Annotated in this window: 19 protein-coding genes and 2 pseudogenes; 6 read left to right on the top strand and 15 right to left on the bottom strand. The window is 73.9% G+C overall.

What is annotated here, in order from left to right; all coding sequences use genetic code 11:
* Positions 1–23: 23 nt before the first annotated feature.
* Together ACTWO6_RS08070 and ACTWO6_RS08065 are read left to right on the top strand one after the other, a co-directional pair.
* A complete protein-coding gene (locus tag ACTWO6_RS08070) occupies positions 24–1,139 on the top strand; it encodes a tyrosine recombinase XerC (protein ID WP_446219032.1) in 1,116 nt (371 codons plus the stop codon).
* Positions 1,140–1,231: 92 nt separating this feature from the next.
* Positions 1,232–2,413 carry an aminotransferase class V-fold PLP-dependent enzyme gene (locus ACTWO6_RS08065; RefSeq protein WP_446219031.1) on the top strand — a complete coding sequence of 394 codons (1,182 nt, stop codon included), beginning with the start codon at positions 1,232–1,234 and terminating at the stop codon, positions 2,411–2,413.
* Here the strand turns inward: ACTWO6_RS08065 and ACTWO6_RS08060 are convergent.
* Positions 2,414–3,001 (bottom strand): annotated as a pseudogene (locus ACTWO6_RS08060) (murein hydrolase activator EnvC family protein); the annotation flags it as partial.
* Positions 3,002–3,192: 191 nt separating this feature from the next.
* On the opposite strand from ACTWO6_RS08060, the gene ACTWO6_RS08055 reads away from it, so the two are divergent.
* Together ACTWO6_RS08055 and ACTWO6_RS08050 are read left to right on the top strand one after the other, a co-directional pair.
* A complete protein-coding gene (locus tag ACTWO6_RS08055; RefSeq protein WP_446219030.1) occupies positions 3,193–3,843 on the top strand; it encodes a class I SAM-dependent methyltransferase family protein in 651 nt (216 codons plus the stop codon).
* Between the two features lie 34 nt (positions 3,844–3,877).
* Positions 3,878–4,984, top strand: coding sequence for a sulfite oxidase (locus tag ACTWO6_RS08050; RefSeq protein ID WP_446219029.1), 1,107 nt, complete (start codon positions 3,878–3,880; stop codon positions 4,982–4,984).
* Between the two features lie 57 nt (positions 4,985–5,041).
* On the opposite strand, the gene ACTWO6_RS08045 is transcribed toward ACTWO6_RS08050, so the two are convergent.
* From ACTWO6_RS08045 to proS, 12 genes and pseudogenes are all read right to left on the bottom strand, one after another.
* Positions 5,042–5,365 carry a DUF2469 domain-containing protein gene (locus ACTWO6_RS08045; protein ID WP_007075222.1) on the bottom strand — a complete coding sequence of 108 codons (324 nt, stop codon included), beginning with the start codon at positions 5,363–5,365 and terminating at the stop codon, positions 5,042–5,044.
* Positions 5,362–6,174, bottom strand: a complete 813-nt coding sequence (locus ACTWO6_RS08040) for a ribonuclease HII (protein WP_446219028.1) — start codon at positions 6,172–6,174, stop codon at positions 5,362–5,364. The genes ACTWO6_RS08045 and ACTWO6_RS08040 overlap by 4 nt, the downstream gene beginning before the upstream one ends.
* On the bottom strand, positions 6,168–6,653 hold the full coding sequence (locus ACTWO6_RS08035; protein WP_446219027.1) for an NUDIX hydrolase: 486 nt from the start codon (positions 6,651–6,653) through the stop codon (positions 6,168–6,170). Before ACTWO6_RS08035 ends, ACTWO6_RS08040 begins: the two co-directional genes overlap by 7 nt.
* A gap of 48 nt (positions 6,654–6,701) precedes the next feature.
* The gene (gene lepB / locus ACTWO6_RS08030) at positions 6,702–7,325 is read right to left on the bottom strand and encodes a signal peptidase I (RefSeq protein ID WP_446219026.1); all 624 of its coding nucleotides are present in this window, start codon (positions 7,323–7,325) and stop codon (positions 6,702–6,704) included.
* A 9-nt stretch (positions 7,326–7,334) separates the two neighbouring features.
* A pseudogene (gene lepB, locus ACTWO6_RS08025) lies at positions 7,335–8,203 on the bottom strand (signal peptidase I).
* 192 nt (positions 8,204–8,395) lie between these two features.
* The gene (gene rplS / locus ACTWO6_RS08020; protein WP_446219025.1) at positions 8,396–8,755 is read right to left on the bottom strand and encodes a 50S ribosomal protein L19; all 360 of its coding nucleotides are present in this window, start codon (positions 8,753–8,755) and stop codon (positions 8,396–8,398) included.
* 143 nt (positions 8,756–8,898) lie between these two features.
* Positions 8,899–9,687: a tRNA (guanosine(37)-N1)-methyltransferase TrmD gene (gene trmD, locus ACTWO6_RS08015; protein WP_446219024.1), complete on the bottom strand. Its 789-nt coding sequence runs from the start codon at positions 9,685–9,687 to the stop codon at positions 8,899–8,901.
* An 18-nt stretch (positions 9,688–9,705) separates the two neighbouring features.
* The gene (gene rimM, locus ACTWO6_RS08010) at positions 9,706–10,320 is read right to left on the bottom strand and encodes a ribosome maturation factor RimM (RefSeq protein ID WP_446219023.1); all 615 of its coding nucleotides are present in this window, start codon (positions 10,318–10,320) and stop codon (positions 9,706–9,708) included.
* Positions 10,320–10,580, bottom strand: a complete 261-nt coding sequence (locus ACTWO6_RS08005; RefSeq protein WP_446219022.1) for an RNA-binding protein — start codon at positions 10,578–10,580, stop codon at positions 10,320–10,322. Before ACTWO6_RS08005 ends, rimM begins: the two co-directional genes overlap by 1 nt.
* Entirely contained in the window at positions 10,555–11,064 is a 510-nt protein-coding gene (gene rpsP, locus ACTWO6_RS08000) for a 30S ribosomal protein S16 (protein WP_446219021.1), read from the bottom strand. The genes ACTWO6_RS08005 and rpsP overlap by 26 nt, the downstream gene beginning before the upstream one ends.
* A 239-nt stretch (positions 11,065–11,303) precedes the next feature.
* On the bottom strand, positions 11,304–11,924 hold the full coding sequence (locus ACTWO6_RS07995; protein ID WP_446219020.1) for a DUF402 domain-containing protein: 621 nt from the start codon (positions 11,922–11,924) through the stop codon (positions 11,304–11,306).
* 49 nt (positions 11,925–11,973) lie between these two features.
* Positions 11,974–13,380, bottom strand: coding sequence for a proline--tRNA ligase (gene proS, locus ACTWO6_RS07990; protein WP_446219019.1), 1,407 nt, complete (start codon positions 13,378–13,380; stop codon positions 11,974–11,976).
* A gap of 127 nt (positions 13,381–13,507) precedes the next feature.
* Between proS and ACTWO6_RS07985 the strand changes: the two genes are divergently transcribed.
* Together ACTWO6_RS07985 and ACTWO6_RS07980 are read left to right on the top strand one after the other, a co-directional pair.
* Positions 13,508–14,074: a hypothetical protein gene (locus ACTWO6_RS07985; RefSeq protein ID WP_446219017.1), complete on the top strand. Its 567-nt coding sequence runs from the start codon at positions 13,508–13,510 to the stop codon at positions 14,072–14,074.
* A gap of 32 nt (positions 14,075–14,106) precedes the next feature.
* The gene (locus tag ACTWO6_RS07980) at positions 14,107–14,718 is read left to right on the top strand and encodes a TetR family transcriptional regulator (protein WP_446219016.1); all 612 of its coding nucleotides are present in this window, start codon (positions 14,107–14,109) and stop codon (positions 14,716–14,718) included.
* 73 nt (positions 14,719–14,791) lie between these two features.
* Here the strand turns inward: ACTWO6_RS07980 and ACTWO6_RS07975 are convergent, their stop codons facing one another.
* Together ACTWO6_RS07975 and ffh are read right to left on the bottom strand one after the other, a co-directional pair.
* Positions 14,792–15,871 carry an amidohydrolase family protein gene (locus tag ACTWO6_RS07975; protein ID WP_446219015.1) on the bottom strand — a complete coding sequence of 360 codons (1,080 nt, stop codon included), beginning with the start codon at positions 15,869–15,871 and terminating at the stop codon, positions 14,792–14,794.
* Positions 15,872–16,003: 132 nt separating this feature from the next.
* Positions 16,004–17,560 carry a signal recognition particle protein gene (gene ffh / locus ACTWO6_RS07970; protein WP_446219014.1) on the bottom strand — a complete coding sequence of 519 codons (1,557 nt, stop codon included), beginning with the start codon at positions 17,558–17,560 and terminating at the stop codon, positions 16,004–16,006.
* Positions 17,561–17,672 lie beyond the last annotated feature (112 nt).

The following is a 17,672-nucleotide window of genomic DNA, read 5'->3' as shown; positions in this document are numbered from 1 at the left end:
CCGGCACCGGGTCGGAGTGGGCGATGAGCGGCGCGGGGCGCGGCACCCGGGCCGCCCACGAGGGACTGCCGCCGGCGATGCGGGAGTCGGTGGACGACTTCGCCGACCATCTGGCTCGGGTGCGCAACCGCTCCGCGCACACCGTGCGGGCGTACGTCACCGATCTGGTCTCGCTGCTCGACCATGCCGTCCGGATGGGCTGCGTCGACCTGGCCGAGCTCGACCTGACGGTGCTGCGCAGCTGGTTGGCGAAGCAGCGGACGATGGGGGCCGCCCGTACGTCGCTGGCCCGGCGCGCCGCGTCGGCACGTACCTTCAGCGCCTGGGCCCACCGGTCGGGACTGCTGCCCGCCGACGTGGCCGCCCCGCTGGCCAGCCCGAAGGCCCACCGCGAGCTGCCCACCGTGCTCCGCGCCGACCAGGCCGCCGCCCTGATGGCCGCCCCCTCCCGGGCCACCCCGCCACCGTGGGCCACCGACCGGGCCGCCGCACCGCCCGAAGCCACGGACCGGACCGCCGCACCACCCGAAGCCACGGACCGGACCGCCGCACCAGCCGAAGACGTCGACGGGGCCGCCGCGCCGCACAGGGGCGCCGACCGGGCAGGCGGCCAGTCCGTGGCCGGCGAGGACGAGCCGGTGCTGCTGCGGGACCGGGTGCTGCTGGAACTGCTCTACGGCACCGGGATCCGGATCAGCGAGGCATGCGGCCTGGACGTCGCCGACGTCGACCAGGGCCGCCGGGTGGTGCGGGTGCTGGGCAAGGGCGGCCGGGAACGCGCCGTGCCGTACGGGGTGCCGGCGCAGCGCGCGCTGGACGCGTGGCTGGGCCGGGGCAGACCCGCGCTGGCCGGCCCGGGCTCCGGAGGCGCTCTGCTGCTGGGGGCGCGGGGCGGGCGGCTGAACCCGACCACCGCGCGCCGGATCGTCGCCGGGTACGCCGAGCGGGCCGGCCTGCCCCGGACCAGCCCGCACGGGCTGCGGCACTCGGCGGCCACCCACCTGCTCGAGGGCGGCGCGGACCTGCGCGCGGTGCAGGAGCTGCTCGGCCACTCCTCGCTGGCCAGCACCCAGATCTACACGCACGTCTCGGTGGAACGGCTGCGGGCGGCGTACCGGCAGGCGCATCCGCGCGCCTGACCGACCCGGCGGACCGCGCCGTCGGTGGGCCGTCACCCGTGGGAGGGCGGCGATGGGCGAGCTGATGATCGACGGCGGGCTACGATCGGCGGATGACGGTCCCGCAGCCGCCCGAGCCGATCGCCGGGGCTCGACTGCTCTTCTCGCTCGACCCGTCGGTCAGCCACCTCAACCACGGCTCGTTCGGCGCCGTCCCGATCGGGGTGCAGCGGACCCAGCAGCGGCTGCGCGACGAGATGGAGGCGAACCCGCTGCGCTTCTTCACCCAGGGCCTGGTCGACCGGATCGCCCACACCCGCCGGCACCTGGCCGGCTTCCTGGGGGCCGACCCGGAGGGCACCGCGCTGGTGGGCAACGCGACCACCGGGGTGGCGGTGGTGCTCCAGTCGCTCGGCCTGCGCCCCGGCGACGAGGTGCTGACCACGGACCACGGGTACGGCGCGGTCGGCTTCTCCGTGCAGCGGGAGTGCCGGCGCACCGGGGCGACGCAGCGGACCTTGCACGTGCCGCTGACCGCCGGCGACGAGGAGGTCGTCGAGATCGTCCGGTCCGGGTTGCGCCCTGGACGGACCAAGCTGCTGGTGGTCGACCAACTCACCTCCGCCACCGCCCGGCTCTTCCCGGCCGCCGCCGTGGTCGGGGTGGCCCGTGAGCACGGCGTGCCCGTCCTGGTCGACGCGGCGCACGCCCCGGGCATGCTGCCGATCTCCGTGGCCTCCGTCGGCGCCGACTTCTGGGTCGGCAACCTGCACAAGTGGGCGTACGCGCCGCGCGGGACCGCCGCGCTGGTGGTCGCGGAGCCGTGGCGGGAGCGGATCGAGCCGCTGGTCGTCTCCTGGGAGCAGGAGGCCGGCTTCCCCGCCCGGGTCGAGTGGCAGGCGACGCTGGACTACACCCCCTGGCTGGCCGCCCCGGTGGGGCTGTTCGCCCTGCGCAGCCTGGGCCTGGACCGGGTACGCGCGCACAACGCCGCACTGGCCGCGTACGGGCAGCGGGTCGTCGGGGACGCCCTCGGGGTGGCGCCGACCGACCTGCCGGAGCCCGGCGGACCGACGGTGTCCATGCGGCTCATCCCGCTGCCGCGTGGCGTCGCCACCACGATGGACGCGGCGAAGGCGCTGCAGACCCGGATCGCGGAACGGCTCGCCGCCGAGGTGGCGGTGATGACCTGGAACGGCCGGGGCTGGCTGCGGCTGTGCGGCCAGGTCTACAACACCCGCGACGAGTACGACCGGCTGGCGGTCCGGCTCCCCACGCTGCTCGCCCAGCGCTGAGCCGTCGAGGGGCAGCAGCCGGACGGGTCCCCGGCCGAGCAGGGCCAGCGGGTCGAGGTATTCGTCGCCCCGGCGCAGCCCCCAGTGCAGGCACGCCGTGGCCGGGCAGCCGGCGTGGCCGGCGAGCAGGGCGCCGATCCGGGTACCGGCGGTCACCCGGGCGCCGGCGGCCAGGCCGGGGCGTACCGGCTCGTAGGTGGTCCGCAGCCCGTCGCCGTGCCCGACGGTGACCACCGGGCGCCCGGCCACCGTGCCGGCGAAGAGCACCACGCCCGCGCCGGCCGACCGGACCTCGGCGCCCGGGTCGGCGGCCAGGTCGACGCCCCGGTGACCGGAGAGCCAGGGCCGGGGCGGCGGATCGAACCGGCGCACCGGCCGGGGCGTGCCGTCGAGCGGCCACCGGAACCGCGCCCCGGGCCGGGGCGCCCCTTCCCCCGTCGCCAAGCCGGCCAGGGACGCACCCGCCCGGGACACATCCGGCGGGGAGACGACCAGCGGGGACCCGCTCGCCGGGGCGACGGCCACCGGGGCGGCGTGCGACGGGGCGACCACCGGGGCGGGCGGTGCCGGGAGGATCGGCGGGAGCATGAGGAGGGCCGCCGTGACGGGCCCGGACGCTGTTCGCACGGCCGGCAGCCTGCCCCCGACGGCGGTCCCCGCGCCACCGGCGGGCACCGCCGACTGTGGACGGCGACCCGGCTGTGGAGAACGCCCGGCGGCGGAGTCGATCTGCTATGCGAGCGCACCGGCCGGCAACCCGCACCGCCTATGCTGAGCCGGTGACGCGGGACTGGTACGCCTGGCACGACGACTACGACCAGCCGGGCTCGGCGCTGTTCCGACGCCTGACCGAGCTGCGGCTGCGCATCCGCGAGGCGCTGGACCAGGCCCCGCCCGGCCCGCTCCGGGTGGTCAGCCTCTGCGCCGGTCAGGGGCGGGACCTCATCCCGGTGCTCGCGACGCATCCCCGGCGGGACGACGTGACCGCCCGCCTGGTCGAACTGGACCCCCGCAACGCCGAGGTGGCCCGGGCGGCCGCGGCGCAGGCCGGCCTGTCGGCGGTGGAGGTGGTGGTCGGCGACGCGGCGCTGACCGACCACTACGCCGACCTCGCCCCGGCGGAGCTCGTGCTGGTCTGCGGGATCTTCGGCAACATCGTCGACGCCGACATCCGGGCCACGGCGGCGCACTGCGCCGCCCTCTGCGCCACCGGCGGCACGGTCTTCTGGACCCGGCACCGCCGCGCACCGGACCTGGTGCCCGCCATCTGCGACTGGTTCGCCGAGGAGGGCTTCACCCCGGTGGCGGTGAGCAGCCCGGCCGACGGGGTGGGGGTGGGCGTGCACCGCTTCACCGGCCGACCCCGGCCCCTGCCGGCCGGCGTCCGGATGTTCGAGTTCGTCGGCCACGACCGCCTCACCCACCCGTGACCGGGCGTCCGCCCGCCGACCGCCGGGAGCAGAGATGACCACTGTGGACGACGTCAGCCGGCCGTCCCGGATCGCCGGTCCGGACGAGGCGATCAGCGGGGAGGAGCTGCAGCTGGCCGCGCGCAACCACGGCATCCCCCTCGAGGCGCTGCGCTACGACGTCACCCCGGCCGGGCTGCACTACCTGCTCATCCACTACGACATCCCGGACGTCGACCCGGTGGCGCACACGCTGACCGTCGACGGCGCGGTGGACCGGCGGCTGAGCCTCGACCTGGCCGCGCTGCGGGACCGGCCCCGGGTCACCCACCGGGTGACCCTGGAGTGCGCCGGCAACGGTCGGGCGCTGCTGCAGCCGCGGCCGGTCAGCCAGCCGTGGCTGGTGGAGGCGGTCGGCAACGCCGAGTGGACCGGCACGCCGCTGGCGCCGCTGCTGCGCGAGGCCGGGCTCTCCCCGGACGCCGTTGACGTGGTCTTCACCGGCGCCGACCACGGCGTCGAGCGGGGCGTCGAGCAGGACTACCAGCGGGCGCTGCCGGTCGCGGACGCGCTGCGCGAGGAGGTGCTGCTGGCGTACGAGATGAACGGCGCTCCCCTGCTGCCGCAGCACGGCGCGCCGCTGCGGCTGATCGTGCCCGGCTGGTACGGCATGGCGCACGTGAAGTGGCTGCGCGACGTCCGGGTGCTGACCGAGCCGTTCGACGGCTACCAGAACGCGGTGGCGTACCGGCTGCGGAGCGACGCCGACGACCCGGGCGTGCCGGTGACCCGGATCGAGCCCCGCGCCCTGGTCCGCCCGCCGGGCTTCCCGGACTTCATGTCGCGTACCCGGGTGCTGCGCCCCGGTCCGTGCACGGTGGACGGTCGGGCCTGGTCGGGTCACGCGCCGGTCAGCGCGGTGGAGGTGACCACCGACGGTGGCGCGAGCTGGGCCCCGGCCCGGCTGGACGAGCCGAGCGGCGGGGAGTGGGCGTGGCGGCGGTGGCGGTTCGACTGGACCCCGGAGCCGGGGCGGTACGTGCTGGGCGCCCGGGCCACGGACGCCTCCGGACGCCGTCAGCCGGTCGAGCAGCCGTGGAACCGGGGCGGCTTCGCCAACAACCTGGTGCAGCGGGTCGAGGTGGTGGTGCTGGCGGGGTGAGCGGCGCGGTGGGCCGGGCCGTCAGCCGGGCGGATCAGCCGCGGCGAGCGGAGACCGTCAGCCGCCGAATCCGGAGTCTGCGGGAAGGGAGATGTCCGGCTTTTCGAGCTCTTCCACATTGACGTCCTTGAACGTCATTACCCGGACGTTCTTGACGAAACGGGCAGGGCGGTACATGTCCCACACCCAGGCGTCGTGCATCTCGACCTCGAAGTAGACCTCGCCGTCCGAGTTGCGTACGTGCAGGTCGACCTGGTTGGCCAGGTAGAAACGGCGCTCGGTCTCCACCACGTAGGAGAACTGGCGGACAATGTCGCGGTACTCCCGGTAGAGCTGCAGCTCCATCTCGGTCTCGTACTTCTCGAGATCTTCCGCGCTCATCGCACTCCGCCTTCCATGACCACATCTTCCCCCACCGGCGCCGGAGGTCGAGGCTGCTCGCCCAACGCCACGCCGACGGTACCCCCTGACGCGCCGGAGCGCTCCATCGGCTCGTCCGGGCCGTCCACGGCCGGACGCCGGAACCGCGGTGGGCGCCCGTCCCGGCCGGAGATCGTGGCCACGTTGACGTACGAGAACCGGTGCTCCCGGCACGGCCCGTGCTCCCGCAGGGCCGCCGTGTGCTCGGCCGTGATGTAGCCCTTGTGCTCGGCGAAGCCGTACCCCGGGTACCGGTCGTCCAGCTCCACCATGATCCGGTCCCGGGTGACCTTGGCCAGCACGCTCGCCGCCGCCACGCAGGCCGCCACCCGGTCGCCCTTCCAGACCGCCAGCCCCGGCACGTCCAGCCCGTCGACGCCGAAGCCGTCGGTCAGCACGTACTCCGGTCGGGTGATCAGCGACGCGAGGGCGCGCCGCATCGCGGCCACGTTGCACACGTGCAGCCCGCGCGCGTCGACCTCCTCGGCGGGGATCACCACCACCGCGTACGCGAGGGCGCGGGCGACCACCTCGTCGTAGATCCGCTCCCGGCTGGCCGGGGTGAGCAGCTTGGAGTCGGCCAGCCCGTCGATCTCGCCGCGCCGCCCCTCGGGCAGCACCGCCGCGGCGGCGACGAGGGGCCCGGCACAGGCGCCCCGGCCCGCCTCGTCCGCGCCGGCCACGTGGCGGAAGCCCCGCCGTTGCAGGGCGCGCTCCAGCGCGTACAGGCCACCGTCGCGGCGCACCACGGTGCGCGGGGGCGTCAGCACGGCGTACCCCGGTGGGCGGCCGGTCGGGCGGCGAGCGCCCGGGTCAGCACCGTCGGCAGGTCCTCCGGGTAGTAGCGCTCGTCGGTGCCGGCCAGCTCGCCCAGGGACCACCAGCGGTGGCCGGTGACGCTGGCCCGCTCGATCTCGTCGAAGCCCGCCGTGTCCACCTCCCAGGCCGGCACGCGGACCAGGAAGAACTCCTGCTCCTGCCGGTACCAGACCCCGTCGAACGGGAACTCGACCGTCTCGGCCCACACCGGCGGGCCCAGCTCGCTCGGGGTGAGCCGCAGCCCGGTCTCCTCGGCAAGCTCGCGGGCCGCGCCGTCGGCCGGACTCTCCCCGGGGTCGAGGCCGCCGCCGGGGGTGAACCAGTAGCTGTGGCCGGGCCGGGCCGGATCGGTGCCGGCGAAGAGCAGCACCCGGTCGGCCGCGTCGACGAGCAGCACCCGGGCCGCGCGTCGCGGGGTGTAGACGGTCACCGCCCAAGCCTGCCAGACGGCTCCGACGAACGCCCACGCCCTCCGGGGTCAGGGACTGGGGATCCCGTCGAACTGCTTCGGGACGGTGAGCCAGGTCGCCCGGTCGACCGGCCAGAAGACGGTGAACGCCCGCCCGACCACCTGGTCCTCGGGGATGGTGGCCTCGGTGATGTCCTGCCCGGACTGCTGCCAGTGCTCCAGCGAGTCGCCCGAGGCTTCCCGGTGGTCACCCATGACCCAGAGCCGCCCCTGCGGCACCGTGATGTCGAAATCCTGGTCGGCCGGCTTGTTCCCGGGATAGATGTACGGCTCGTCCAGCGACCGGCCGTTGATGACCAACCGGTCCTGGGCGTCGCAGCAGACCACGTGATCGCCGCCGACCCCGATCACCCGCTTGATGAAGTCCTCCCCCTCCGGGTTGCCGCTCCACTCGGTGGGCGCCTCGAAGACGATCACCTCGCCCCGGTGCGGCGACCGGAAGTCGTAGACCAGCTTGTTGACCAGCACCCGATCGTCGATCTTGAGAGTGTTCTCCATGGACGGGGAGGGGATGAAGAAGGTCTGCAGCACGAAGGCACGCACCAGCACTGCGACCAGGATCGCCACACCCAGGAGGATGGGCAGCTCCTTCCAGAAGGAACTGCGAGGCTTTTCGGTCTGCTCGTCAATCACGGGAGGAGCCTACGACGCCGGGCATGTGGGGGCCGCCCGGAACGCGCGAGAACGGAGAGGGCCGCCGTGACCGGCAGGATCAGCACCACACCGCCCACCGGGTCGGGGTCGACGGGGGCCGGCCCGGCCGGCGCGCCGTCCGCCCGGGGCAGGCTGGCGAAGCTGTCCGGCACCGGCAGCGAGGTCCACCGCTCGGAGGGCCAGACGATCATGAAGGCCCGGCCCACCACGTTGTCGATCGGCACCGGGCCCTGGCAGCGCGCGTCCTGGGAGACCAGCCGGTGGTCGCCCATCACGAAGATCTGCCCGGCCGGCACGACCACCTCGGTGAACTGCCGGGACCGGCACTCCTTCGGGTTCGGCGGCAGCTCGGGCGGCGAGTCCTCGGAGACGTACGCCCGCTCGTCCAGCGGTACGCCGTTGACGACGACCCGGCCCTTGTCGCAGCACCAGACCTTGTCGCCGGGGACCCCGATCACCCGCTTGATGAAGTCCTTCTCGCCGGGGCGGCTGACCCCGACCAGGTCGCCGAGCGTGCGGCCGACCTTCCCGGCGAAGCCGGCCGGCGGCGCCGGGGTCTCCTGGGCGACCCACTTGTCGGTGCCCCGGAAGACCACCACCTCGCCGCGCACCGGATCGCGGACGTCGTAGACGACCTTGTTGACCAGCACCCGGTCGCCGATGAGGAGGGTGTTCTCCATCGACCCGGAGGGGATGAAGAACGCCTGGAGCAGGAAGGTGCGGATCAGCACCGCGAGGCAGAACGCGACGACCAGGAGCAGCGGCAGCTCCTGCCAGAGGGGCATCTGTCGCCTGGAGCGCCGGGCCCGCCGGCGCCAGGGGTCGACGGTGCCGTCCTCGTCCAGCATCTGCACCATGCCACTCTCCGGTCCGCAGAAACGACACTACCGCCCGGGAGCCTCGTCGTGAGGCCCCACGGGCGGTAGTGGAACGCTGCGCCGCGCCGGACACGCCGCGGCGTCGCTGCCCTCCTACGCCCGTACGACCAGGGTAATGCGATCCGGTCGATACGACATCCGCGCAGCTCAGGCGGCGTGGCGAGCGAAAATTCAGCTCGTCGGCTGCTTCTCGCGCAGCTCCTTGATCTTGGCCTTCTTGCCGCGCAGCTCGCGCAGGTAGTAGAGCTTGGCCCGACGCACGTCACCGCGGGTCACGACCTCGATCCGGTCGATCACCGGGCTGTTGATCGGATACGTCCGCTCCACACCGACACCGAAGCTGACCTTGCGGACCGAGAAGGTCTCGCGCAGACCGTCACCCTGGCGGCGGATGACGACGCCCTGGAAGATCTGGACACGGGACCGGTTTCCCTCGACGACCCGCGCGTGCACCTTCACGGTGTCACCGGCACGGAAGTCGGGGAGGTCGACCCGCTTCGACTGGGCGTCAAGGGAGTCCAGGATGTTCATCGCTGTGTCCTCGTGAGGCTCACGGCGCACCGTCACTCGGTGCGCGGATGGGTGATTCTGATCCCCGGGTGGTGGACGGCGGGCCGACCCCGGTCGAGGATCCTCGCAGCCGTCCACGGGCGCGGACGGATGCGGCAACCCCTCTACTTTGCCACATCCCCCGGCGACGGCTGAAATCCACCCCGGTCCAGCGCGGCCCGGTCCCGCTTGTCCAGGCTCTCCGGGGGCAGCGCGGCAATCATGTCGGGGCGGCGCGCGGCCGTCCGGGTCAGCGCCTCGTCCCGCCGCCAGCGGGCGATCCGCCCGTGGTCACCGGAGCGGAGCACCTCCGGCACCTCGTGCCCGCGCCAGGTTGCCGGCTTGGTGTACATCGGGGCCTCGAGCAGCCCGTGGGCGTGCGACTCCTCGTCCAGCGACCCGGCGTTGCCGAGCACCCCGGGCAGCAGCCGGGTGACCGCCTCCAGGATCACCAGCACGGCGACCTCGCCGCCGAAGAGCACGTAGTCGCCGAGGGAGACCTCGGTCACCCGCATCCGGGTCGCCGCGTGGTCGAGCACCCGCTGGTCGATGCCCTCGTACCGGCCGCAGGCGAAGAGCAGGTGCGACTCGGCGGCCAGCTCGTGCGCCATGGCCTGGGTGAACCGGACGCCGGCCGGCGAGGGCACCAGCAGCCGGGGCAGCGTGTGGCCGTCCGGGCTGAGCTCGTCGGGGGCGAGGGCGTCCAGCGCCTCGCCCCACGGCTCCGGCCGCATCACCATGCCGGGGCCGCCGCCGTAGGGGGTGTCGTCGACCGTGCGGTGCACGTCGTGGGTCCAGGTCCGCAGATCGTGTACGGCCAGCCGGAGCGTGCCGGTCGCCCGGGCCCTGCCGATCAGCGACAGGTCCAGCGGGGCGAAGTACTCCGGGAAGATCGACACGATGTCGACGCGCATGGGGGGTGCTCCGGCGGTCTAGAGGTCGAGCAGACCGGCCGGCGGGTCGACGACGACGCGACCGCCGGCGAGGTCGACCTCGGGCACGATCGCCTTGACGAACGGGATCAGCGCGGTACGGCCCTCGGGACGGCGCAGCACCAGCAGGTCCGAGGAGGGCGCGTGGTCGATCCCGGCCACCTCGCCCAGCCGCTCGCCGGCCGGGTTGACCACGGCGAGGCCGACCAGCTGGTGGTCGTGGAACTCCTCCGGGTCCTCCGGCGGCGCGACGTCGCCGCTGTCCACCGTGAGCAGGGTGCCGCGCAGCGCCTCGGCGACGTCCCGCTCCAGCACGCCCTCGAAGGCCACCAGCAGCCGGCCCTGGTGCCAGCGCGCCGACTCGATGGTCAGCTCGGCGGGCACCCGGAACGGCACACCGGGACCGGGCGCCGGGCTGGCCGGGGGTGCCGCCCCCGGTTCGGTGCGCAGCACATCGCGGCTGCGCGACGAAACAGCCGGGGGCCTCGCCCCCGGCTCGGTGCGCAGCACCGAGCCGGGGGAGAACCGTGCTTCGGGCTCATCGGTCCGCACCTCCACGGTGACCTCACCGCGGAGCCCGTGCGGCTTGCCGATCCTGCCGACGACGAGAAGCATCAGTACGAGTCGACGATGTCGACGCGTACCCCACGCCCACCGATGGAGCCGATCACCTGGCGCAGCGCCTTGGCGGTCCGGCCGGACCGCCCGATCACCGTGCCGAGGTCCTCGGGGTGCACGCGGACCTCGAGCCGATTGCCCCGACGGGAATCGACCATCCGCACCCGGACGTCGTCCGGGTGGTCGACGATCCCCTTGACCAGGTGCTCCAGGGCGGGACGCAGTGCCATGTCAGGCCTGCTCGCCGGACTCGGCACCGGTCTGCTCCTCGGCCTTCGGCGCCTCGGCCTCGGCCGGGGCAGCCTCCGCCTTCGGAGCCTCCGCCTTCGGAGCCTCCGCCTTCGGAGCCTCCGCCTTGGCGGCCTTCTTGGCCGGCTTGGCCGGGGTCTCCGGAGCCAGGCCGGCAGCGGCCTTCGCCTCGGCCTCGTACGCCGCCTTGCGGTCGGCCCGCTCCGCGGCGACCTTCAGCGGCGGCGGGGCCGGCAGGCCCTTGAACTTCTGCCAGTCGCCGGTCAGCTCCAGCAGGCGCTGCACCGCCTCACTCGGCTGCGCGCCGACGGAGAGCCAGTACTGGACCCGCTCCGACTTGACCTCGATCACCGAAGGGTCCTCCTTCGGCTGGTACACGCCCACGAACTCGATCGCGCGACCGTCACGCTTGGTGCGCGAGTCGGCGACGACGATGCGGTACTGCGGGTTGCGGATCTTGCCCATCCGCAGGAGCCGGATCTTTACGGCCACAGTTGTTTCGCTCCTGTTGCGATTTCACCGGCCCGGTACGGGCGGTGCACGGGTGAGCGCCGACCGGCACAGTGGGGTTTGGGCCGGAGACTACTCGGTGGACTGGCGACGCGCCCGGGTTAGAGGGCGCCGGACGCGCGCCGGATACCAGCGACCCATTCTGCCAGATCCGGCGCCGATCTCTCACACCGGACCCGGACAGGTCACCCGAGCCGGCAGCCGGGTGACGCACGACACCGTCAGCGGACCGGCGGACGGTCCCAGCCGGGTGGCAGTTCGTCCGGTACGTCCCATTCGGCGGGCGGCGTGAAGTCGCACCAGGTGCCGTCGAACGGGAACGCGCCGGCCTCGGCGAGGGCGATGACCCGCTCCCCCTCGGCCCGGACCGCCTTCTCGTCGGCCACCCAGTAGTCGTCGGGGAAGGCGAGGCGCTCGAGGAACTCCTCCTCGTCCTTCCACTCCCAGCTCAGGTCCGGCCGGACCACCACGTCCAGGTCCTGGTCGACCATGTCCACGCCGGCCACCGAGCCGTCGTCCCAGCGGACGCCCGGTTCCTCCAGGTTGACGTACCAGTTGTTGAACCGGCCCCGGGCGTCCCGGAACCACCACACCGAGTGGGCCGCGCCGGTGGGCAGGAACTTCAGCACCGGCGGCCCGTTCCACCGACCCCGCGCCAGCCGGTAGGACGACGTGATCCACTCGGCGAACGGCATCGCCCGCATGCCCAGTCCCGCCGCGGTGACCTCGTGCGCCACCGGTGAGTCCCGGGCGACCCAGAGCAGCAGGCCCCGGTCGTCGTCGAGGACCACCCGGGCCGACCGGACCCAACCGATCCGGCCGTGCCGCACGTTCCGATGCATGATCAGCCGGCCCGGCGCGAACCGGGCGACGGGACCGCCGGGACGCACCTCAGTACGCGCGGGCGAGGATGGCGACCAGGTCCGACTCGTCCTCCGCGTCCGGCACCGAGCCGTCGGCGCGGAGCAGGCACCGGACCGTCACGCCCTGGCCGTTCGCCTCGGCCTCGCCCTGGACGCCGACCGCCGACCACGGCACCTTGGCCCAGCCGGTGGCCGCGGCCTCGATCGCCTCGGCCAGCGTCGACACCTCGACGGTGCGGGACTCGCGGTGGGCCAGGGCCTGGTCGTGCAGCGTCCGCTGGTCGGCCTCCAGCGCCGCCAGGACCGCGCCGACCACGTCGGCCACCGGCGTCGGGGACTTCGAGCCGTCCGTACGCCGGACCACGACCGCGTTGCCGGCGGCCAGGTCGCGGGGGCCGACCTCGACGCGTACCGGGTAGCCGCGCAGCTCGGCGTCGACGGCCCGGCGGCCGAACGGGGTGTCCGTGCGGTCGTCGAGCGCGACCCGGACCCCGGCGTCGCGCAGCGCGTCGCGGAGCTTGGCCGCCGCCTCGCCGACGCCCTCGCCGTCCTTGACCACCATCACGTACGCCTGGACCGGCGCCAGCTTCGGCGGCACCCGCAGGCCGTTGTCGTCGCCGTGACACATGATCAGGCCGCCGAGCATCCGGGTGGAGGTGCCCCAGGAGGTGGTCCAGGCGTGCTCCCGGCCGCCCTCGGCCGAGGAGTAGCTGATGTCGAACGCCTTGGCGAAGTTCTGCCCGAGCTCGTGGCTGGTGCCGAGCTGGAGGGCCTTGCCGTCGCCCATCATGCCTTCGCAGGTGTAGGTGGCGGTCGCGCCGGCGAACCGCTCGCGGGCGGTCTTCAGGCCGACCACCACCGGGATGCCGAGCACGTTGACCATCAGGTCCTCGTACGCCTCGTGCAGGATCCGCCGGGCGTAGGCGCGGGCGTCCTCGCGGGTGGCGTGCGCGGTGTGCCCCTCCTGCCAGAGGAACTCACTGGTCCGCAGGAAGATCCGCGGGCGCAGCTCCCAGCGGACCACGTTCGCCCACTGGTTGAGCAGCAGCGGCAGGTCCCGGTACGAGTCGATCCACTTGGCCATGAACTCGCCGATCACCGTCTCGCTGGTGGGGCGGACGACCACCGGCTCGGCGAGCTGCTTGCCACCACCGTGGGTGACCACCGCCAGCTCCGGCGAGAAGCCCTCGACGTGCTGGGCCTCGCGCTTGAGGTAGCTCTCGGGGATGAAGAGCGGGAAGTACGCGTTCTCCGCGCCGGCCGCCTTGATCCGGGCGTCCATCTCGGCCTGCATCCGCTCCCAGATGGCGTAGCCGGCCGGTCGGATCACCATGGTCCCCCGGACCGGGCCGTTGTCGGCCAGCTTCGCCTTGGCGATCAGGTCCTGGTACCAGCGGGGAAAGTCCTCCGCACGGGGAGTGAGCACGCGTGCCATGACCGCACATCCTATGCGCCGCCCGCCGGGCCGCCGCGGTCGGGCGCGCCCGGCGCGCGGGACGAGCGCCGGGGCGGGCCCGCACGGGGCAGCGGGAGACGCCCCACGCTGGCTACCATCTGCGGCCATGTCGCCGCTGCGCTCCCTGTTCGGCCGCGCCTCCGGGCCGGCCCCGCTGCCGTATCCGCCCACCTCGCCGGAGGGGCTGGCCGCCCGCTGGGTGCGCTGGGTGGCGGCGCACGGGCCGGCGAAGAACCCGGTCCGCGACACCACCGGCGAGAACGCCGAGCACCACCAGGCCGACGACGTCTGGTTCCTGGCCGGCACCTACGGCGGGTCGGTGACCCGGCACTGCGCGGTGCCCGCCGGCCGGCCGCTGTTCTTCCCGGCGTTCAACATGTGGCGGTTCCCGGCGGAGGTGGGCGAGGTGCCGGTGGTGTCCCGGGCGACCGGGCACGCCCAGCTCGACGGGGCGCCGCTGCCGCTGGCCGCGGTCGGCACGCCGACCCCGTTCGAGGTGCGCGGCGCGCTCGGCAACGGGGTGACCTCGACGCCCCGCCCGACGCCGGTGACCTGCTGGGGGCTCTGGGCCAGCCTCCCGCCGCCGGCCCCCGGCGCCCACGAGCTGACCTTCGGCGGCACCGACGGCGGCGGGTTCTGGGTGGAGGCGCAGTACCGCCTCGTCGTGAACTGAGCCGTCCCGCCGCCCGTAGACTTCCGGGCACCATGGACGAACCCCGGGACTCGGCCCGCCAACGCCTGCGGGACAGCATCGTCGACGCCGCCCGCGCGCAGACCGTCGCGACCGGCTGGGACGGCGTGCGGATGGGTGGGGTGGCGAGCGCCGCCGGGGTGAGCCGGCAGACCGTCTACAACGAGTTCGGCACCAAGGCCGGGCTGGCCGAGGCGCTGGCCCGGCGGGAGGTCGACCGGTTCGTCTCGGCGGTCCGCGCGGCCCTGCGGGAGCACGGCGCCGACGTCCGGGCCGGCGCGTACGCGGCCATCGCGCACACCCTCACCGAGGCGGCCGGCAACCCGCTGATCAAGGCGATCCTGACCAGCGCCCGGGGCGGCTCGGACGAGCTGCTGCCCTACCTGACCACCCGCTCGGAGCTGGTGCTGGCCGAGGCCTCCGGGGCGCTGCTGGAGTGGGCGAGCATCCACCTGCCGGCGGCGGACCCGGCCCGGCTGGCGTTCGCCGCCGACACGATCGTCCGCCTGGTGGTGAGCCACATCGTGCTCCCGCAGGCCCCGCCCGAGCAGACCGCCCGCGCCCTGGCCGACCTGGCCCTGCACCTCTTCCTCACCTCGTCCACCCCGACCGACCCGGGGCGTTGATCAAGAGGTTTGCGTCAGAATCGGGCTGCTTCCCGACGCAAACCTCTTGATCAACGAGCCCAGCGGGCGAGGGTCAGCGGATCACGCGGCCGCGGAGGACGATGCGGGACGGGGTGCGGACGACGCGGAGGTCGCGCCGCGGGTCCTCCGGGTAGACGACCAGGTCGGCGAGGCCGCCCTCGACCAGGCCGGGGAAGCCGAGCCAGGCGCGGGCGCCCCAGGAGGCGGCGGCGAGCACGTCCAGCGTGGACATGCCGGCCTGCTCGTGCAGCAGGAGCATCTCCTCGGCGGCCAGTCCGTGGTCGATCCCGCCGCCCGCGTCGGTGCCGACGTAGATCGGCACGCCCGCCTCGTGCGCGGCCCGGACCACCTCGGGGAAGCGGTCCCGCAGGGCGAGCATGTGGTCGGCGTACCCGGGGAACCTGGCGCGGGCCTGCTCGGCGATACCGCCGAAGGTCCGGATGTTGATCATCGTGGGGACCAGGGCGGTGCCCTGCCGGGCCATCAGGTCGATCAGGTCGAGGCTGAGCCCGGTGCCGTGCTCCACCGAGTCCACCCCGGCCCGCACCATGATCTCCACGGCCGACTCGGAGAAGGTGTGCACCGCGGCGCGTACCCCGGCGGCGTGCGCGGCCCGGACGGCCGCGGTCATGGTGTCGGCGTCCCAGGCCGGCGCCAGGTCGCCCACGCCGCGGTCGATCCAGTCCCCGACCAGCTTGACCCAGCCGTTGCCGGCGGCGGCCTGCGCGGCCACCGTCGCGGCCACCTCGGCCGCGCCGACCTCCACGCCGATGTCGCGCAGGTAGCGCTTCGGCGGGGCGACGTGCTGGCCCGCGCGGGCCAGTCGCGGCAGGTCCGGCTCGACGTCGAGCTCCGGGTACGGGTACGGGGAGCCGGCGTCCCGGATGGCCAGCACCCCGGCGTCCCGGTCGGTGCGGGCCAGCTCGCGGGCCTGCTCGAGGGAGGTGATCGGGGCGCCGCCCCGGGCGATGCCGATGTGGCAGTGCGCATCGGTCAGCCCCGGCAGCACGAAGCCGCCGTCGGCGATCGTCTCCGCCCCGGGCACCGGGTCGAAGGTGACCCGGTCGCCGTCCAACCAGATGTCCCGGACCTCGTCGTCCGGCAGGAGCACACCGCGCACATGCAGAGCCATGTGCACAGTCCTACCGGATCACTCCCCGCCGCGCGCGAGCAGCCCGGCCCGCCGCGCGGCCCTTGCCAGGTCCCCCGACGACGCCGGCCCCGCCACCGAGCGCGGTGGCGGGGCCGGCGACGTGCGGTCAGGTCAGCGGGGGCGGTTGTCGCCCTTGCCGAGCTTGTTGAAGTCGATCTTCGGGAGCTTGAAGCCCGGGGGCAGGCCCTGGCCGCCCGCCAGGTCGCCCGGGTCCAGCCCCGGCGGGAGCTGCGGCATGCCGCCCGGGAAGCCGCCCGGCAGCCCGGCGCCCGCCCCGGTACGCGGCCGCCCGCCGCCCTTGGTGCCCTTGCGCTTGTTCTTCGGCGACTTGGTCGCCTTGCGCCGGCCACCGCCGGGCAGGCCCATCATGCCGCCCATCTGCTTCATCATCTTCTGCGCATCGGTGAAGCGGTTGAGCAGCTGGTTGACGTCCATCACGGCGACCCCGGAGCCGCTGGCGATGCGGGCCCGGCGGGAGCCGTTGATGATCTTCGGGTTGGTCCGTTCGGCCGGGGTCATCGACCGGATGATCGCGGTGACCCGATCGAAGTGCTTGTCGTCCAGCTCGGCGAGCTGGTCCTTCATCTGCCCCATGCCGGGCATCATGGCCAGCACGTTGGCGATCGGGCCCATCCGGCGGACCGCGATGAGCTGGTCGAGGAAGTCCTCCAGGGTGAACTGCTCGCCGCCCATCAGCTTGGCGGTCATCTTCTCCTTCTGATCGGCGTCGAAGGCCTGCTCGGCCTGCTCGATCAGAGTGAGGACGTCGCCCATGCCGAGGATCCGGCTGGCCATCCGGTCGGGGTGGAAGACGTCGAAGTCCTCCAGCTTCTCGCCGGTGGAGGCGAAGAGGATCGGCTGCCCGGTGACCTCCCGGACCGACAGCGCGGCGCCACCGCGCGCGTCGCCGTCGAGCTTGGAGAGGACGACACCGGTGATGCCGACGCCGTCGCGGAAGGCCTCGGCGGTACGCACCGCGTCCTGACCGACCATCGCGTCGATGACGAAGATGACCTCGTCGGGCTGGACCACGTCGCGGATGTCGGCGGCCTGCTGCATCATCTCGGCGTCGATACCGAGGCGGCCGGCGGTGTCCACGATGACGATGTCCCGGGCGGCCCGCTTGGCGTGCTCGATCGAGGCGCGGGCCACCTCCACCGGGTTACCGACGCCGTTGCCGGGCTCCGGGGCGTACACCTCGACGCCGGCGCGGCCACCGAGCACCTGGAGCTGCCCGACGGCGTTGGGGCGCTGGAGGTCGGCGGCGACCAGCAGCGGCTGGTGGCCCTGGGCCTTGAGCCAGCGGGCCAGCTTGCCGGCGAGGGTGGTCTTACCGGAACCCTGGAGGCCGGCCAGCATGATCACCGTCGGCGGGTGCTTGGCGAACTGGAGCCGCCGCCCCTCGCCGCCGAGGATGTTGATCAGCTCCTCGTTGACGATCTTGATGATCATCTGCGCCGGGTTGAGCGCCTGGGAGACCTCGGCCCCCCGCGCCCGCTCCTTGACGTTCGCGATGAAGCCCTTGACCACCGGCAGGGCGACGTCGGCCTCCAGCAGCGCCATGCGGATCTCGCGCGCGGTGGCGTCGATGTCGGCGTCGGTGAGCCGACCCTTGCCGCGGAGCTTGGTGAAGATCCCGGACAGGCGGTCACTCAAGGTGTCAAACACACGAACATCCCGTTTGTCAGTGTTCCGGCGGGTACAGACTCGGCCGGCACGCACAAGGCCGGCCACCCGCAAGGGTAACCGCCCCACCTCGCCACTGCTTCCCGCCGGCCCG

The organism is Micromonospora sp. IBHARD004, from assembly GCF_052814115.1.
The sequence above is the reverse complement of the archived record's forward strand: the minus strand, read 5'-3'. Positions and strand labels throughout refer to the sequence as shown.

What these genes read in the sequence shown, in the direction of transcription:
- ACTWO6_RS08070 (WP_446219032.1), top strand. Translation starts at nt 24, where the DNA reads ATGAGCGGCGCGGGGCGCGGCACCCGGGCCGCCCACGAGGGACTGCCG.
- ACTWO6_RS08065 (WP_446219031.1), top strand. Translation starts at nt 1,232, where the DNA reads ATGACGGTCCCGCAGCCGCCCGAGCCGATCGCCGGGGCTCGACTGCTC.
- ACTWO6_RS08050 (WP_446219029.1), top strand. Translation starts at nt 3,878, where the DNA reads ATGACCACTGTGGACGACGTCAGCCGGCCGTCCCGGATCGCCGGTCCG.
- ACTWO6_RS08045 (WP_007075222.1), bottom strand. Translation starts at nt 5,365, where the DNA reads ATGAGCGCGGAAGATCTCGAGAAGTACGAGACCGAGATGGAGCTGCAG.
- rplS (WP_446219025.1), bottom strand. Translation starts at nt 8,755, where the DNA reads ATGAACATCCTGGACTCCCTTGACGCCCAGTCGAAGCGGGTCGACCTC.
- trmD (WP_446219024.1), bottom strand. Translation starts at nt 9,687, where the DNA reads ATGCGCGTCGACATCGTGTCGATCTTCCCGGAGTACTTCGCCCCGCTG.
- rimM (WP_446219023.1), bottom strand. Translation starts at nt 10,320, where the DNA reads ATGCTTCTCGTCGTCGGCAGGATCGGCAAGCCGCACGGGCTCCGCGGT.
- ACTWO6_RS07995 (WP_446219020.1), bottom strand. Translation starts at nt 11,924, where the DNA reads ATGCATCGGAACGTGCGGCACGGCCGGATCGGTTGGGTCCGGTCGGCC.
- proS (WP_446219019.1), bottom strand. Translation starts at nt 13,380, where the DNA reads ATGGCACGCGTGCTCACTCCCCGTGCGGAGGACTTTCCCCGCTGGTAC.
- ACTWO6_RS07985 (WP_446219017.1), top strand. Translation starts at nt 13,508, where the DNA reads ATGTCGCCGCTGCGCTCCCTGTTCGGCCGCGCCTCCGGGCCGGCCCCG.
- ACTWO6_RS07980 (WP_446219016.1), top strand. Translation starts at nt 14,107, where the DNA reads ATGGACGAACCCCGGGACTCGGCCCGCCAACGCCTGCGGGACAGCATC.
- ACTWO6_RS07975 (WP_446219015.1), bottom strand. Translation starts at nt 15,871, where the DNA reads ATGGCTCTGCATGTGCGCGGTGTGCTCCTGCCGGACGACGAGGTCCGG.